Raw genomic sequence first — 13,658 nt, 5'->3', positions numbered from 1 at the left:
TGTATGCGATGACAGAGAATACGGGGTTTTCTCGACGGACAGCGCTGAAAATCGCAGGTGTGACAGGGATGGCGGTGCTTGCCGGCTGTGGTGGGGATGGAGAGAACGGCAATGGAGCGGCCGAAGACGGAAACGGTGCCGCTGACGAAGACTGGGGAGCGGTCGAGGAGTTCTACTTCGACGGCCAAGTCTCACACTGGGGTGGCATCGAACCGGCGTTCCTCGAGGGCGAAGAGAACCCCACACTTACGCTCATCGAAGGGCAGGAGTATACGTTCAGGTGGGTGAACAACGACGGTCAGACGCACAATCTCGAGATCCGTGACGAGAACGACGAGGTCATCGACGACTATCAAAGCGATGACGTCGGTGAAGAAGGAGAGGAAACATCGCTTGAGGGTGTCGTTGCGACCCAAGAGATGACGACCTATATATGTCAGTACCACGAGGCGACCCAGGTCGGGGATATCACCATTGAAAGCGAGTAACACTCTGATATGCCGACTGTGACGGTCGTGTACAGCGATAGTAGCAACTGAAACGAGTTACCTGTGCTGGTCGGCACTCATCGGGACACAGACGACCGGCACGGTAGTGTTCCGGACGACGTTTTCCGCAACGCTTCCAATCAGATGGCGTGCCACCCCGGATCGGCCGTGCGTCCCGATGACGAGGAGGTCAATCTCGTTGTTGTCGGCGTAGTCCAGAATCACCCTCGCTGGCGGTCCGCTTGCGACGGCTCCAGTGACGCTGACACCCTCCGCTCTGGCTCGTTCACGAACCGTCTCGAGTGCGTGTTTCCCTGCCTCCTCGAGTTTCGGCAGGATTTCGTCCGGCTCCGTACTCGCCAGAAATCGGCTCGTGTCGGCCGAGTAGAGCGTGTGAACCATCGCGTCGAACACGGTGGCAAGGTCGATTCCCCACTCGACAGCGACAGCCGCACCTTCGCTCCCGTCCGTTGGTAGGAGGATACGGTCGGTCCGTGTCGGGGAGAGTGAGGTGTCGGTCGCTTCCGGTGGGACCGCAAGCACGGGGGCACATCCCGTCCGAAGCACGTTTTCGGTCACGCTGCCGAGCGTCACCCGTTTGAGTCCCGTTCGACCTTTCGTTCCCATCGCGATCACGTCGATACCGGCTGTGTCGACGTATCGTTCGATGACTCGAAACGGCGTTCCACGGTCTGTCGTCGTCGTGACCTCGAGTTCCGGTGCTGTCTCCCGGACCATCGTCGCGACGGCCTCGACGGCCGTCTCGGCTTCGGCCTCGCTCGCCGCCAGGTTCTCGTCGCCATCGCTTCCGAGAAGCGATGAGATGGTCTCGGTTTCCGACGTGTCGACGACTGAGAGGACGTGGATGTCAGCTCCCGTGGCGGCGGCCAGTTCGGTGCCTCGTTTCGCTCCAGTGAGCGCTCTGTCGCTGCCGTCAGTCGGCAGTAGGACCGAATCGATTCCATCGATCGGAGCTGACATGGACGTAGCTCCAGTCCCATACCCAATAACGATACAGGGTACGCGGACTCGATAACGATCCGTTTCGATCACTCCCTGTCGGCTCCAGACGACCGCTGTCCGAGTCCTCTCGCGACCGTCCGCTCGATCGAATTCGGTCCGATACACTTCAGTGTACTTTCACTTCAGCTAGAAATAGTTACTTATTACCATCGTCTTTTGGACGGGCTACCGGCTATATCCCTATTTTACCCGCCATACGACGGTGTGTTATTACAGTCTATTACAAGCATATGCCTGTAAATCATTCGGTCAGAAAGCACTGCTTACCGGGAGCGTGGGAGACGGAATATGATGTTACAGAGAGGGGTCGCGGTGATCGGTCCCGTCGCCACTGCACGGCGCCCCGATAGGGGGAGTCCAGCGACGATTGAGGTGCCGTCTGTGATCTGTCGCTCGGATTCGCGGCTGGTGGGGTCGTCAGTCGGCCGTGACTGTCGGCCGGTGTCGTCTCTGTCCCACGCTCGAGCGACCGTTTGGCTATCGATTGCCGGGTCGCAGCCGCTCGAGGGTCCCGTATGAATGCCCCTCGAAGTTATTGGGCAGGGCATAGAGACGGGATGTATGACGTTCGTTGTCCCATTCGATGGCTCGGACCTCGCGGAAGCCGCCCTCGTCAGAGCAGCCGAGTACGGCACTGCACTCGAGGAGGACGTGACGGCCGTGACCGTCGTCCCGGAACGAAAGCGATACGCTCGAGAGAAGGGCTGGATCGACGAGGACGAGGCGTACGACGTCGACGCCGTCGTCGAGCACCTGCGCGAACAGGTGGCGTCGCTCACACCAGAGGCGTCGTTCGAATACGAACGGATCCGTGAGTTCCCGCCGGAGGCACGAATTGCCGGCCACATCGAGCGACTGGCACTGGAACACGAGCCAAGCGTCGTCTTCCTCGGCAGCGACAACGTCGGCCGCATCGTGACACCGCTGACGAGTGTCGGCGTCCACATCGCCAACGAGGAGGCCTACGACGTCTTCGTCGTGCGCCAGCGATCACCGCCCGGACTCGAGGGAGTCACTCCCCACGCCGAGTTTTATGAAGACGACGCGACGTAGGTCGAACCCGACGGTTCATACGGTGTGACCGGCACCGGAGCGTTTTCATCGCCTTCGAAGAATCGTTACTGCTCGGGCGTGGGCGTTCGCACGGTCATCACCGGAACGCTCGCCGCCGGCACCACGCGCTGGGAGACGCTGCCCAGCACGAGTCGCTCGAGGTTCGATTTGCTCTCCGTTCCCATGACGAGCACGTCGACGGCTTCAGCGTCGACGTAGTCGAGAATTACCTCGTGGGCAGTTCCTTCTGTGACCGTCCGCGTCGTCTCAAGGCCGCGCTCGGTGGCCCGCTCTTCGACGCCCGTCGTCGTCTGCTCGCCGTGCTCGAGGAAGTTCTCTCGAATCGCGTCGGCCTCGGGGCTGACGTCGACCGCGTACAGCGCGTGGACGGTGGCGTCGCAGGCCTCAGCCAACGACAGGGCGTGTTCGGTCGCGGCGGTTGCACCCACTGAGCCGTCGGTTGCGAGACAGACGTCGTCGATCTGGATGCCGTCGCGGTCGACCGTTTCGCGCCCAACCGTGAGCACGGGCTGGCTGGCGTCGCGAACGACCTCGAGGGCGACGCTGCCGAGTAGGGCCTGTCGCAAGCCGGTTCGGCCGTGGGTGCCGACGACGATGGCGTCGGCGTCGGCCTCGTCGGCGTAGGCCAGAATCTCGCTTGCCGGTCGTCCCGTTCGAACGACGGACTCGGCCGTACAGCCCGCCTCGACGGCGTCGGTGGCGATTGCGTCCACAGCCGCCTCGCGTTGCTCGCGGCGGTTCGCGTCGGTGCCGCGTTTGGCCTCGGCGACCGCCAGCGCGTGAACCGTCGCGTCGAACGCCTGTGCAAGCGAGATGCCAACTGTTGCGGCGTCCGTTGCAACGTCGCTGCCATCGGTTGCGATGAGCACGTCGTCGTACATGGCTGGCGGTACAGCGGCCACAGTCTTTGTTCTATTGACTCGAGTGGCGACCGAACCGACGCCGACGAACGCCCTTGAGATCGATCTGCCTCCGTTGTGAGGCTCTGCCCGTGCCCGGCCGCTTCGGACGAGATCCGTTCGGTCTTGTGAGGGGTACCCGACTGTTATATACCGTCACCTGTGGCACGTAGAGACGATGGTCGGCACCCAACGCTTCAGGGACCGAACCGACGCGGGTGAGCGCCTCGCAGCGGAACTCCGCGAGCGGGACATCGACGCGGACATCGCGCTTGCGATCCCGCGCGGCGGGCTTCCGCTCGGTCGAGCGGTCGCTGACGAACTCGAGATCCCACTGGATATCGTCGTCGCGAAGAAAATCGGCGCGCCGGGTAACCCGGAGTATGCTATCGGTGCCGTCGCAAGCGACGGCAGCACCTGGCGAAACGAGGACGCGATCGGCCAGACGGACAGCGACGAACAGTATTTCCAGCGACGCCGCGAGGAAGAAGCCGAAAACGCTCGACAGAAAGCCGACCGTTATCGGGGCGACCGCGAGCCGCCAGGTCTGGCCGGGAAAACCGTCGTCGTCGTCGACGACGGCGTCGCGACGGGGTCGACGGCCAGAGCATGTCTCCAGACGCTCAACGAAACGGACGCCGAACAGATCGTGCTGGCAGTGCCAGTCGGCCCACCCGAGACCATCGCTGCCCTCGAGGATGAAGCCGACGCGGTCGTCTGTCTCGAGACGCCGAGTCGGTTCATGGGCGTCGGGCAGTTCTACGAACGCTTCGGGCAGGTCTCCGACGAGGAGGCGATGGCGTATCTGGACCGGTAACCCGCCGGACGACCCGTCGAATCCACGGACTCGAGATCGACTCTCGAGTTCTTGTGGGAACGTGATGAGGGGACCGACAACCAGCACAGCTCCAGTACAGTGGTACCGTATTGCACACTAACACCCGACCTGATACAACAGAACACGCATGGATATCGAAGACATCGTTTCAGAAGAGTACGTCGAATTCACCCCGGAAACACCCGTCTCGAAGCTCGTCGGCACGTTCGAAGATTCGAACGTCGACGGCGTCGTCGTGCGGGGCGACTCGTTCGAGGGCGTCGTGACGCGCCGACAACTCGCCACCTCACATCGCCAGCCCACCGAAAAGCTCGGCTCGCTGGTCTGGCACGTCCCTCGACTCACGCCGGACGAAGACGTCCGAAAAGTGGCACAGCTGATGATCGACAGCGACTCCCAGCTTCTTCCCGTCTTCGAGGGCCGGGAACTGGTCGGCGTCGTCACCGCCGATACGATCCTCGAGAAAGTGAACCCGTTTCTCGACGCGGCGACCGTCTCAGAGGCCGCCTCGAGCGATCTCGTCTCGCTCGAGCCGGACTCGACGCTTGGCGACGCGCTTAACGTCTTCCGTGAGCACCGGATCACGCATCTCCCGGTCGTCGAGAACGAGACGGCAGCGGGGATCGTGAGTCTCTACGACGTGACCGACCTGACGGTCCGCGCTGAAGTAACGAGCCAGGGCGGTGACGCGGGTGGAACCGACCCGTTCGGCGGCGAAATCTCCTCGAGAACTGGCCGCTCGCGCCGCGGTGGCTTTGGCTCTCGGGAGGGCGAGCCCGCGCGGATGTTGGATCTCCCCGTTCGAGACGTCATGACGACACCGGTACGGACGATCCAGCCGGACGAAACGCTCGAGATGGCCGTCGAGGAGATGTTCGAGATCGACGCCTCGTCGCTGCTGGTGACGACGGACGGCCACCCGTACGGGATCGTCACGAAAACCGACGTCCTCGAGTCACTGACGTGGGAAGCCGGCGGGAACCGGGCCGTCCAGATCTACGGGACCGACCTGATAGATGACACGACCTACGACAGTATCGTCGCGATGATCGAGAAATTCGACGACAGAGACCACGGAATGAACGTGCTGGACGCGAAGGTTCATCTCCACAAACACGACGAGAAACGCCGCGGGGTTTCGCTCCTACTCGCCCGCATCCGGTTGCACACCGACAGTGGACTGTACATCGCCTCCGGGGAGGGGTACGGCGCGAGTCACGCGCTCAACGAGGCGCGCGATGTGCTCGAGCGACAGATCCGTGATAAGAAGACCTACGGCCGGAGCAAAAAGCCCCCGACCGAGGAGTTCTGGGAGAAGCGCTTCGGCTGGCTGCTCGAGGAGTAATCACCACTCAATCGTTGGTGATGAGGCACACGGACGACGTCAGCGAACGACGGTAACCGGAACGGTCGCCCGTTCGACGAGTGACTTCGCGACGCTCCCGAGCATCAGCCCCGCACGCTCCGATCGGCCCCGGTGGCCGACGAAGATCGCGTCGAATCCCTCGTCCTCGGCGTAATCGGTAATCTCCGCGACCGGATTGCCGTAGCAGAGTTCGACCGCGACGTCGTGACTGAGGTCGTCGGCGAACGCCGAGGCATCGTCGAGGAGATCGAGTCCTCGCTGTTCGGCGTCTTCGATGCTCTCGAGGATCAGTCGCTGATCTTCATCCCAAAGCGACAGGGTCGGTTCGCTTCCGCCCTCGTCGTGGGCAGTGGGGTCAACCGAGTGGACGACCGTGATCGAACCGTCCATCGCGTCTGCGATGTCGATGGCGTAGGCGAGGGCGTTCTTCGACGCTTCGGATCCGTCGACAGCTACGAGGCACTTCATACATCCCTGTTCGCGGCGCACCGAAGTAAACCATCGGGCTGTCGCCACGACAGACGGCTGCGCGCCGCTCAGGTGTCCGGTCCGATGCGTTTGACGCGTCCGCGAACGCCGGATTTGAGCTTGACGAGGATTCCGTCGGGATGGGTGCGGTCGTCGGAGAGGATCGCACCGACCTCTCCAACGAGGCGGTCGCCGGTTTCCTGTTCGATCTCGACGGTCATTCCCTGGATGAGTTCGTCCCGGTCGGAAGATCCGCTGACATGTGATCCGATAAACGGGGGCGATCCCCTTAGAGGGGTGGCGTCGTCTCCGAGGAGAGGTTCGACGCGCCGTGTAACGCCCGCGATATCGTCGGGGGCGACGAGAGAGCCGTTCCGACCGTTTCCGATCTGGAGCGGCATACCACCGACGGTCGAGCCGACGACCGGCGTGCGCTTCCAGCGCGCTTCCGAGACGACGAGGTCGTACGCGTCGTCGATCGGTTAGGCGGTCAACACCGGCCGATCCGCAGTCCGGACGATTCGCTCGGCGACGCTGCCGATCTTGTTCGTTCGCGTGTGACTCTGCCCTTGATGACCGATCACGATCAGATCCGCATCGATGTCGGCTGCCTTCTCGGAGACCTCTTCCCACGGACGGCCGTGACAGACCGACCAACTGCAGTCGATGCCGACGTTATCAGCCCGGTCGCTGATCTCCTCGAGCATTGCGGCGCCCTGTTCCTCGAGTCTGTCGAGGACGATCTCGGCACTGCTCAGCGCGGTTTCACCGTATCGGTGGGTTTCAACGCAGTACATCGTGTGCACGTCGGCACCATATCTGTCCGCGAGTTCTAGTGCGTGCTCTACTGCCCGATTTGCCGGGTCGCTCCCGTCGGTCGGGACGAGAATCGTCTCGTACATTGGCGTAGCGGTATGCATGTCGGAAGCTGCCAAATAGGTTATACCCGAATCACTGATAGATCGTCGGCTCGAGACGTGGTTAGGCCGTTAGTACCGGGCGGTCGAGATATCTGACGACGCGCTCCGCCGTGCTCCCGATTTCGCCGCTGCCACCGAGACCGCGGTTTCCAAGCACGATCAGATCTGCATCGATCGAGTCGGCATAGCTGCCGATTTCCTCGTGTGGGCGACCGCGACGGACAGTCGTGGTCACGTCGACGTCGGCTCGAATGCCGACATCCGTCAGGATCTCTTCAGCACGGGCTTTCAGATCACTGATAACGCTATCCGAATCCGACAGCATCGAGTCGCCGTATCGTCGGGTGTCGACGACCGAAATCCCGTGTAAGTCGGCGTCGAACGTCGACGCGAGATCGAGCGCCTGGTCGACTGCACGGTTTGCCGAGTCGCTCCCGTCCGTCGCAACGAGGATCGTGTCGTACATACAGTATGTGTCTCACCACTGGGTAGCCCAAATAAGTTACACCGCACACAGCTACCGGCGCTCGACGAGTGCGTCCGCCTTGCTCCGGACCCGAACCGGCTCGAGTTCGTCGGCCAGTCGCTCCGCCTCCGCGAGTTTGGTCGGTGTCTCGGCGTGGATCGTATACAGCGGATCGCCAGGTTCGACCTGCTCGGTGACGGTCCGATGAATCACGAGCCCAGCACGGCTATCGAGGGGTGCACCCGCCCGCCGTGCGAGATCGCAGAGTTGCCGGTTGTCGACACGCGTCGTGATTCCGGACCGGGCTGCGTGGACGGTCGTCGACTCCGCTCCCGGCTCGAGGTCTGTGGCTTCGATCTCGGGGTCGCCACCCTGTGCAGCGACGATCCGTCGGAACCGTTCGAGTGCCTGTCCCGACTCAAGGATCTCGGTCGACGACGCATCGACGCCACAGTGCTCGAGGAGCATCTCAGCGAGCCGTAACGACTTCAGTCGCAGCGACTCCGGACCCTCGCTCTCGAGTACGTCAAGGACGTCCCGGGCCTCGAGCGTCGGCCCGATGCCGCGGCCGATCGGATCGGTTCCGTGGGTGATCGCACAGCTGACGTCGACTGCTAGATGGTCGCCGACGCGTTTGAAATCGTCCGCAAGCTCCCGTGCTGCGACGAGGCTCTCGACTTTCGCCCCTTCACCATAGGGGATGTCGATGACGACGTGTGTCGAGCCGGCGCTGCGCTTTTTCGAGAGCACCGAGGCGATGAGCTGGCCCGGCGGATCGACCGACAGTGGGTTTTCGGCGCGGATGATCTCGTCGTCGACCGGCGAGAGATCCACACCGCCGCCCCAGACCAGACAGCCGTTCGTCTCCGCGACGATCGACTCGATCTCGGCGATCGTAAACTCCACGTCACAGAGGACTTCCATGACGTCCGCCGTTCCCGCTGGCGAGGTCACGGCCCGCGAGGAGGTCTTGGGCATCGTCAGCCCCGCCGCCGTCACGATCGCGACCATGATCGGCGTCACGCAGTTGCCCGCCACGCCGCCGATCGAATGTTTGTCCGCGACGACTGGGGTCTCCCACGTCAGCCGCTGGCCGACGCCGCTCATCGCTTCCGTCAGGTGTTTGGTTTCCTCGAGCGAGAGTCCGTTCGTATACACCGCCGAGACGTAGGCGCTCAGTTCGACGTCCGAGAGGCGGTTTTCGTGGATATCCCGAACGATCGTCTCGAGTTCGTCGGCCTCGAGTTCGATGTCGTCTAACTTCTTGCGAACGTACCGGACTGATCGAGGGGGTCCGGCGAGTGTGACGTCGACGGTCCCGCGGACGTGATGAAGCGGTTCGGTCACGCCAATGGAACCCGCTGCGACCAGTTCGTCGGTCCGTTTGACGATCCCGGTCATCGTTCCGTCGTCGTGTTCGATTCGCACGCGATCGAGCGGGTGTGCACCCAGTTCGGCCGCATCGACGGTGTTCAACAACACGAGTGGCCGGCTCGTGCCGATGTCAACCCTGGTAGCCTCGAGTTGCATTCGTCCCGCTAGACTCGCTGTGGGGCCAAAACGGTAGCGGGCAAACGGGGCTCGAGCCACTCGACAGCAGCCGAACCGATGAAACGTTTAACACGAATGGCGTCGGACTCCAAGCCGGGGTTTCGCCCCGGTTCACCAATGAGTACAGACAACAATCCGTTCAGAGCCCTCGAGAAACAGTTCGAGCGCCTACAACAACAGCTAGAGGAGTCACTCGAGATGTGGGATATCGACCAGTTCGGACAGTCACAGGCGGCGATTACGACGATGGGCATCGATCTGGCCGACCACGGCGAGACGTTCGTCCTGACAGCCGATGTGCCGGGCTTCGAAAAGGACGATATCGAGATTCGCCTCTCCGGGGACACGATTCACATCACTGCAGCGCGCGAAGAAGAGACGACCGACGAAGACGAGGAGTTCTACATCAAGAGCGAACGGTCCCGACAGTCGATGAGTCGCTCCGTTCGACTTCCCGATCCGGTCGACGAAGACGCCGTCGAGGCACGGTATCGAAACGGCGTCCTCACGGTCATGCTCCCCAAACGCGAACCGGATTCGCTCGAGGGACAGCAGATCGATATCGAGTAGCGGCGGACTCGAAACCGCGATTGTAGCCACTCACACGCGACCACCGACGGCGGTGGCGGCTGACTGCCGTCGACCGACAGCAATCGTGAACTCTCTCCCGAACTGACCGATGACAACACTAAGACGACAGGGAGTGGAGACCACGCCATGTCCGACGCGAACTACACGACGATCCCGGTCGACGACGTCGAACTTGAGGGCGAACTCATCGTCCCCGACGGCGCGAGCGGTCTCGTTGTCTTCGCCCACGGCAGCGGCAGCAGTCGAAAGAGCCCGCGGAACAACTACGTTGCAGACGTCATCCGCGAGCGAGGGCTGGGTACCCTGCTGTTCGACTTGCTCACGGAAGGAGAGGACCGATACCGCGAGAACCGCTTCGACATTCCGCTGTTGACCGACCGACTCGTCGCGGTGACCGAGTGGCTGCGAGGCCGCGAGGAGACGGCCGACCGTCGCTACGGCTACTTCGGCTCGAGTACCGGCGCAGCGTCGGCACTGCGAGGTGCGGCGCGTCCTGCTACCGACATCGACGCCGTCGTCTCTCGAGGCGGCCGCGTCGATCTCGCATCCGAGGTGCTCGGGGACGTCACCGCCCCCACGTTGTTCATCGTCGGCGGCGACGACACGCAGGTGCTCGAACTCAACCGCGAAGCCGCCGCCGCGCTCACCTGCGAACACGATCTCCACGTCGTCGCGGGCGCAGGCCACCTCTTCGAAGGCCCCGGCCACCTCGAGGAGGTCGCCGACGTGGCAGCCGACTGGTTCGAAGACCACTTGCAGTAAACACGGAACCGGGACCGCTACCGGTCGGCCGGTGGCTGGCCACAGGGAAGCAGGTACAGCGCCTCGAGGCGCTCTGGCAGGTCGAGCACGGCTGCGACGTCGTCGTCGGAAAACGCACCGACGGGACAGCTATGCAGGTCGCGTGACTCGCAGACGAGGTGGACGTTCTGTGCCGCGTGTCCGGCCTCCATGTGGACGTATCGGTCACCGTGGTCGGGATACTGCCGTCGCGTTCGGTCGGCGTCCGCGGCGAGGACGATCGTCGCCGGCGCGTCTCCGATTACGTCCTGTCCCAGCGCCGCGTGCGTGACCTCGTCGTGGATCGAACCCTCGAGTTCGGCCTCGAGTCGATGCTGCGGTGGATCGTACCGGTACAGCCCGGCCTCGAGTTCCGCACAGCCGTCCGGCGCGACCTCGAGAAATGCGGTGAGCGGATACGTCGCCCCGGCGCTGGGCGTGGTGCGCATCTCGACGCCGTCGCGGACGTGGGAGAGTCCTTGGGCAGCCCACAGGAGCTGTGCGACGTCTGCGAGTTCGAGCGGCGTGCGGGCGAACGATCGCCGACTCGCCCTGGTCGCGATCGCTCGTTCGACGCTCGTTTTCCCGTCCGTCTCAGGATCGGGCAGCTCGATCGGAGTCATAGGGAATCGTCCACCGACGAGAGCCAAAAACGGACGGGCTCGAGGCGATCGCTCGAGGTTCGATCAGGGAATCCAACAGGATGGTATATATGACTCCGGCCGGAAGCAGACGCTATGCCCAGTTCGGTTCTCGTTCCAGTCGACGGCTCGCCGCTCTCGATGGACGCGCTTCGACACGCCCTGCGGGCGTTTCCAAACGCCGAAATCACGGCCTATCACGCAGTCGATCTGTTCGAACCCGATTACGGCACCGACGTCGACTCGGCCTACGAGCCGATGATCGGCTCGGATGCGTGGTATCGCGCCGTCGACGCGGCGACCGACCAGCTATTCGAAGACGTTGCCGACGTCGCCGCCGACTACGACCGCTCGGTCGCGACCGAGTCGGATATCGGCGAGCCGGCGCGACTCATTCTCGAGTACGCAACCGACGAAGCCGTCGACCACATCGTACTCGGCTCACACGGCCGACTCGAGACGAACCGGGCGCTCTACGGGAGTGTGGCCGAAACCGTCGCCCGACGGTCGCCAGTTCCGGTCACCGTCGTTCGGTAAGTCGGGACTCGACACGTGAGCCGATGGCTCGAGCGGCGGCTACGCCGTCTCGTCACGATCCGTATCGTGGACGATCGTCACCGGGACGGATGCCCGTCGAACGACAGTCTCGGCGACGCTCCCCAAAAGCAGCCGATCGATCCCGCTCCGTCCGCGACTGCCCATCACGACCTGATCGATTCCCTCTTCCTCGAGATACCGAACGATCACGTGTTTCGGCCGTCCGTACCGCCACACGGTGTCGACGGTCGTCTCGAACGCTGCCACGATATCGGAGATGCCATCGAAGACGTCCGCGGCGTGCTCGCGTGCGCGACGTCGCCACCGTCCGCCGTCCTCGACGCCGGCGTCAGTGTGTTCTGCAAAGGGTTCGACCACGTGGAGGACGACGACCGAAGCGTCCGAAAACGTCTCGAGTGCAAAACGGAGTGCGGCGTCAGCGTGCTCGCTGCCATCGTGTGGGACCAGTACGGTCTCGCTCATATCGCCGTCGTACGCGCCCCAATCGTATAGTGTCACAGTACCAAAGATTGTTGACTGACCAGCGCGAACGCTCTAGAGACACATGACGTTTCTCGTCCCGTTCGACGGGTCCTATCTGGCGGAGGCGGCACTGATGCGGGCGTCCGAGTACGGCAAGGCACTGGACGAGGACGTGATTGCCCTCTCGGTGATTCCGGACGACGAGGCGTACGCAACGAGCGTTGGCTGGTACGAATCCGGCGAGTCCGAGCCGTTTAGCGTCTCTTACGTCGCCAAACGGCTCCGCGAGGGTGTCGACGACATCGCTCCCGGCGCGACGTTCCGAGAGGAGCAAATCGACGACGGTTCGGCCGCAGCGATCGCAACTCGGATCACAGACGTTGCCGACGAGATCCGGCCGTCGGTCGTCTTCCTCGGCACCGAAAACGTCGGCGAGATCGCTCAGCCGGTGACGAGCGTCGCCGGCGGCGTCGCCGCGAACGCGACGTACGACGTGCACATCGTCCGGTACTACGCCCCGCCGGAGATCCCCGAGATTCAACTGGAAGAAGGGGCCTACCAGGAGTCGTGACGACGGCGAGCAGTGGCTGGCCCACGATTGCTGTCAGATACTGAACATACGAGTGCATTTGATAGGCGTCCGGACCGAACAGCCTGGTATGTTCACGACGATACTCGTCCCGACCGACGGCAGCGCCGGTGCCGAAGCGACGATCGATCACGCTCTCGATCTCGGCCGAACGTACGAGGCCGAGATTCACAGCCTCTACGTCGTCGAGACCGGCGGTACGCCGGCCGGACTCGCCGCCGACGACCGCGAGGAACTGTACGCCCCATCCGAGCGACGGGGCCGCGAGGCGACGATCCGGATCACGGACGAAGCCGAGGCTCACGACCTCCGGGCCGCTCGAGAAGTCCGCGAGGGCGTCCCGCATCGAACGATCCTCGAGTACGTCGACGAACAGGCCGTCGACATGATCATCATGGGGACACACGGCCGGACGGGAGCCGACCGGGCCCGACTGGGCAGTACCACCGAACGCGTCCTTGCGCTGTCGGACGTCCCGGTGTTGTCGGTCCGGCTGACCGACGACGGCGACGCACCCGCCCCGACGTACGACCGAATCGTCATCCCGACCGACGGGAGCGACGCCGCCGAACGCGCCGCCGAGAACGCTCTCGAGATCGCCGACAAATACGACGCCGACGTGCACACCGTCTACGTGATCGACACGACGACGTACGACCTTGAGGACGCTCCTCGGAGCATCATTGGCTTGCTCAAAGAGGGCGGCAAACACGCGACGGAGACGGTCGCCGAGATGGCACGGGATCGACAGCTCGACGTGACGACCGACGTTCGCCGTGGTGTCCCGGCCGAGGAACTGCTCGAGTACGTCTCGTCGGTCGACGTCGACCTGATCGCGATGGGCACACGCGGCCGTGCCGTCGGCTCCGGTCGACTGCTCGGGAGTACGACGGCTCGCGTCGTCCGCCGGTCGTCGGTCCCGGTGTTGACGGTCGACTAGCGAC

18 protein-coding genes are annotated in these 13,658 nt (G+C 63.4%); 9 read left to right on the top strand and 9 right to left on the bottom strand.

Annotation, left to right across the window (positions count from 1 at the left end; genetic code table 11):
• The first annotated feature begins 8 nt into the window (after positions 1-8).
• Entirely contained in the window at positions 9-488 is a 480-nt protein-coding gene (locus BW940_RS04555) for a cupredoxin domain-containing protein (protein WP_076608127.1), read from the top strand.
• Positions 489-545: 57 nt separating this feature from the next.
• On the opposite strand, the gene BW940_RS04550 is transcribed toward BW940_RS04555, so the two are convergent.
• Complete coding sequence (locus BW940_RS04550; RefSeq protein WP_076608000.1) at positions 546-1,469, bottom strand: universal stress protein; 924 nt, start codon at positions 1,467-1,469, stop codon at positions 546-548.
• 603 nt (positions 1,470-2,072) lie between these two features.
• On the opposite strand from BW940_RS04550, the gene BW940_RS04545 reads away from it, so the two are divergent.
• The gene (locus tag BW940_RS04545; RefSeq protein ID WP_076607999.1) at positions 2,073-2,564 is read left to right on the top strand and encodes a universal stress protein; all 492 of its coding nucleotides are present in this window, start codon (positions 2,073-2,075) and stop codon (positions 2,562-2,564) included.
• Positions 2,565-2,629: 65 nt separating this feature from the next.
• On the opposite strand, the gene BW940_RS04540 is transcribed toward BW940_RS04545, so the two are convergent.
• A complete protein-coding gene (locus tag BW940_RS04540; protein ID WP_076607998.1) occupies positions 2,630-3,466 on the bottom strand; it encodes a universal stress protein in 837 nt (278 codons plus the stop codon).
• 196 nt (positions 3,467-3,662) lie between these two features.
• Here BW940_RS04540 and BW940_RS04535 point away from each other — a divergent pair, with 196 nt between their 5' ends.
• Both BW940_RS04535 and BW940_RS04530 read left to right on the top strand, forming a co-directional pair.
• Positions 3,663-4,301 carry a phosphoribosyltransferase gene (locus tag BW940_RS04535; protein ID WP_076607997.1) on the top strand — a complete coding sequence of 213 codons (639 nt, stop codon included), beginning with the start codon at positions 3,663-3,665 and terminating at the stop codon, positions 4,299-4,301.
• A 148-nt stretch (positions 4,302-4,449) separates the two neighbouring features.
• The gene (locus BW940_RS04530; protein WP_076607996.1) at positions 4,450-5,667 is read left to right on the top strand and encodes a CBS domain-containing protein; all 1,218 of its coding nucleotides are present in this window, start codon (positions 4,450-4,452) and stop codon (positions 5,665-5,667) included.
• Between the two features lie 39 nt (positions 5,668-5,706).
• Here BW940_RS04530 and BW940_RS04525 read toward each other — a convergent pair whose 3' ends face one another.
• The 5 genes from BW940_RS04525 to BW940_RS04505 all read right to left on the bottom strand — a co-directional run bounded on the left by BW940_RS04525 (position 5,707) and on the right by BW940_RS04505 (position 9,072).
• Positions 5,707-6,156: a universal stress protein gene (locus BW940_RS04525; RefSeq protein WP_076607995.1), complete on the bottom strand. Its 450-nt coding sequence runs from the start codon at positions 6,154-6,156 to the stop codon at positions 5,707-5,709.
• A gap of 68 nt (positions 6,157-6,224) precedes the next feature.
• Positions 6,225-6,557, bottom strand: coding sequence for a DUF2196 domain-containing protein (locus BW940_RS21020; RefSeq protein WP_143823868.1), 333 nt, complete (start codon positions 6,555-6,557; stop codon positions 6,225-6,227).
• Between the two features lie 81 nt (positions 6,558-6,638).
• Positions 6,639-7,058 (bottom strand): universal stress protein, encoded by a 420-nt coding sequence (locus BW940_RS04515; protein ID WP_076607994.1) that lies wholly within the window; start codon positions 7,056-7,058, stop codon positions 6,639-6,641.
• Between the two features lie 79 nt (positions 7,059-7,137).
• Positions 7,138-7,542, bottom strand: coding sequence for a universal stress protein (locus tag BW940_RS04510; RefSeq protein WP_076607993.1), 405 nt, complete (start codon positions 7,540-7,542; stop codon positions 7,138-7,140).
• Between the two features lie 51 nt (positions 7,543-7,593).
• Positions 7,594-9,072 carry an AMP phosphorylase gene (locus BW940_RS04505; protein ID WP_076607992.1) on the bottom strand — a complete coding sequence of 493 codons (1,479 nt, stop codon included), beginning with the start codon at positions 9,070-9,072 and terminating at the stop codon, positions 7,594-7,596.
• A gap of 138 nt (positions 9,073-9,210) precedes the next feature.
• Here BW940_RS04505 and BW940_RS04500 point away from each other — a divergent pair, with 138 nt between their 5' ends.
• Together BW940_RS04500 and BW940_RS04495 are read left to right on the top strand one after the other, a co-directional pair.
• The gene (locus BW940_RS04500) at positions 9,211-9,663 is read left to right on the top strand and encodes an Hsp20/alpha crystallin family protein (RefSeq protein ID WP_076607991.1); all 453 of its coding nucleotides are present in this window, start codon (positions 9,211-9,213) and stop codon (positions 9,661-9,663) included.
• A gap of 147 nt (positions 9,664-9,810) precedes the next feature.
• Positions 9,811-10,446, top strand: coding sequence for a dienelactone hydrolase family protein (locus BW940_RS04495; RefSeq protein ID WP_076607990.1), 636 nt, complete (start codon positions 9,811-9,813; stop codon positions 10,444-10,446).
• Positions 10,447-10,463: 17 nt separating this feature from the next.
• Here the strand turns inward: BW940_RS04495 and BW940_RS04490 are convergent, their stop codons facing one another.
• The gene (locus BW940_RS04490) at positions 10,464-11,087 is read right to left on the bottom strand and encodes a SagB/ThcOx family dehydrogenase (RefSeq protein ID WP_076607989.1); all 624 of its coding nucleotides are present in this window, start codon (positions 11,085-11,087) and stop codon (positions 10,464-10,466) included.
• A 114-nt stretch (positions 11,088-11,201) separates the two neighbouring features.
• Between BW940_RS04490 and BW940_RS04485 the strand changes: the two genes are divergently transcribed.
• Entirely contained in the window at positions 11,202-11,642 is a 441-nt protein-coding gene (locus tag BW940_RS04485) for a universal stress protein (protein ID WP_076607988.1), read from the top strand.
• A 39-nt stretch (positions 11,643-11,681) separates the two neighbouring features.
• On the opposite strand, the gene BW940_RS04480 is transcribed toward BW940_RS04485, so the two are convergent.
• A complete protein-coding gene (locus BW940_RS04480) occupies positions 11,682-12,125 on the bottom strand; it encodes a universal stress protein (protein WP_076607987.1) in 444 nt (147 codons plus the stop codon).
• A gap of 82 nt (positions 12,126-12,207) precedes the next feature.
• On the opposite strand from BW940_RS04480, the gene BW940_RS04475 reads away from it, so the two are divergent.
• Positions 12,208-12,696, top strand: coding sequence for a universal stress protein (locus BW940_RS04475; RefSeq protein ID WP_076607986.1), 489 nt, complete (start codon positions 12,208-12,210; stop codon positions 12,694-12,696).
• Between the two features lie 88 nt (positions 12,697-12,784).
• The gene (locus tag BW940_RS04470) at positions 12,785-13,654 is read left to right on the top strand and encodes a universal stress protein (protein ID WP_143823860.1); all 870 of its coding nucleotides are present in this window, start codon (positions 12,785-12,787) and stop codon (positions 13,652-13,654) included.
• Positions 13,655-13,658 lie beyond the last annotated feature (4 nt).

The organism is Natronorubrum thiooxidans (assembly GCF_900156475.1).
In the GTDB taxonomy this organism is placed as follows: domain Archaea; phylum Halobacteriota; class Halobacteria; order Halobacteriales; family Natrialbaceae; genus Natronorubrum; species Natronorubrum thiooxidans.
The sequence above is the reverse complement of the archived record's forward strand: the minus strand, read 5'-3'. Positions and strand labels throughout refer to the sequence as shown.

Bases quoted from the DNA above. Each gene is read 5' to 3' on its own strand.
- BW940_RS04555 (WP_076608127.1), top strand. From the start codon at position 9: ATGACAGAGAATACGGGGTTTTCTCGACGGACAGCGCTGAAAATCGCA.
- BW940_RS04550 (WP_076608000.1), bottom strand. From the start codon at position 1,469: ATGTCAGCTCCGATCGATGGAATCGATTCGGTCCTACTGCCGACTGAC.
- BW940_RS04545 (WP_076607999.1), top strand. From the start codon at position 2,073: ATGACGTTCGTTGTCCCATTCGATGGCTCGGACCTCGCGGAAGCCGCC.
- BW940_RS04540 (WP_076607998.1), bottom strand. From the start codon at position 3,466: ATGTACGACGACGTGCTCATCGCAACCGATGGCAGCGACGTTGCAACG.
- BW940_RS04535 (WP_076607997.1), top strand. From the start codon at position 3,663: ATGGTCGGCACCCAACGCTTCAGGGACCGAACCGACGCGGGTGAGCGC.
- BW940_RS04530 (WP_076607996.1), top strand. From the start codon at position 4,450: ATGGATATCGAAGACATCGTTTCAGAAGAGTACGTCGAATTCACCCCG.
- BW940_RS04525 (WP_076607995.1), bottom strand. From the start codon at position 6,156: ATGAAGTGCCTCGTAGCTGTCGACGGATCCGAAGCGTCGAAGAACGCC.
- BW940_RS21020 (WP_143823868.1), bottom strand. From the start codon at position 6,557: ATGCCGCTCCAGATCGGAAACGGTCGGAACGGCTCTCTCGTCGCCCCC.
- BW940_RS04515 (WP_076607994.1), bottom strand. From the start codon at position 7,058: ATGTACGAGACGATTCTCGTCCCGACCGACGGGAGCGACCCGGCAAAT.
- BW940_RS04510 (WP_076607993.1), bottom strand. From the start codon at position 7,542: ATGTACGACACGATCCTCGTTGCGACGGACGGGAGCGACTCGGCAAAC.
- BW940_RS04505 (WP_076607992.1), bottom strand. From the start codon at position 9,072: ATGCAACTCGAGGCTACCAGGGTTGACATCGGCACGAGCCGGCCACTC.
- BW940_RS04500 (WP_076607991.1), top strand. From the start codon at position 9,211: ATGAGTACAGACAACAATCCGTTCAGAGCCCTCGAGAAACAGTTCGAG.
- BW940_RS04495 (WP_076607990.1), top strand. From the start codon at position 9,811: ATGTCCGACGCGAACTACACGACGATCCCGGTCGACGACGTCGAACTT.
- BW940_RS04490 (WP_076607989.1), bottom strand. From the start codon at position 11,087: ATGACTCCGATCGAGCTGCCCGATCCTGAGACGGACGGGAAAACGAGC.
- BW940_RS04485 (WP_076607988.1), top strand. From the start codon at position 11,202: ATGCCCAGTTCGGTTCTCGTTCCAGTCGACGGCTCGCCGCTCTCGATG.
- BW940_RS04480 (WP_076607987.1), bottom strand. From the start codon at position 12,125: ATGAGCGAGACCGTACTGGTCCCACACGATGGCAGCGAGCACGCTGAC.
- BW940_RS04475 (WP_076607986.1), top strand. From the start codon at position 12,208: ATGACGTTTCTCGTCCCGTTCGACGGGTCCTATCTGGCGGAGGCGGCA.
- BW940_RS04470 (WP_143823860.1), top strand. From the start codon at position 12,785: ATGTTCACGACGATACTCGTCCCGACCGACGGCAGCGCCGGTGCCGAA.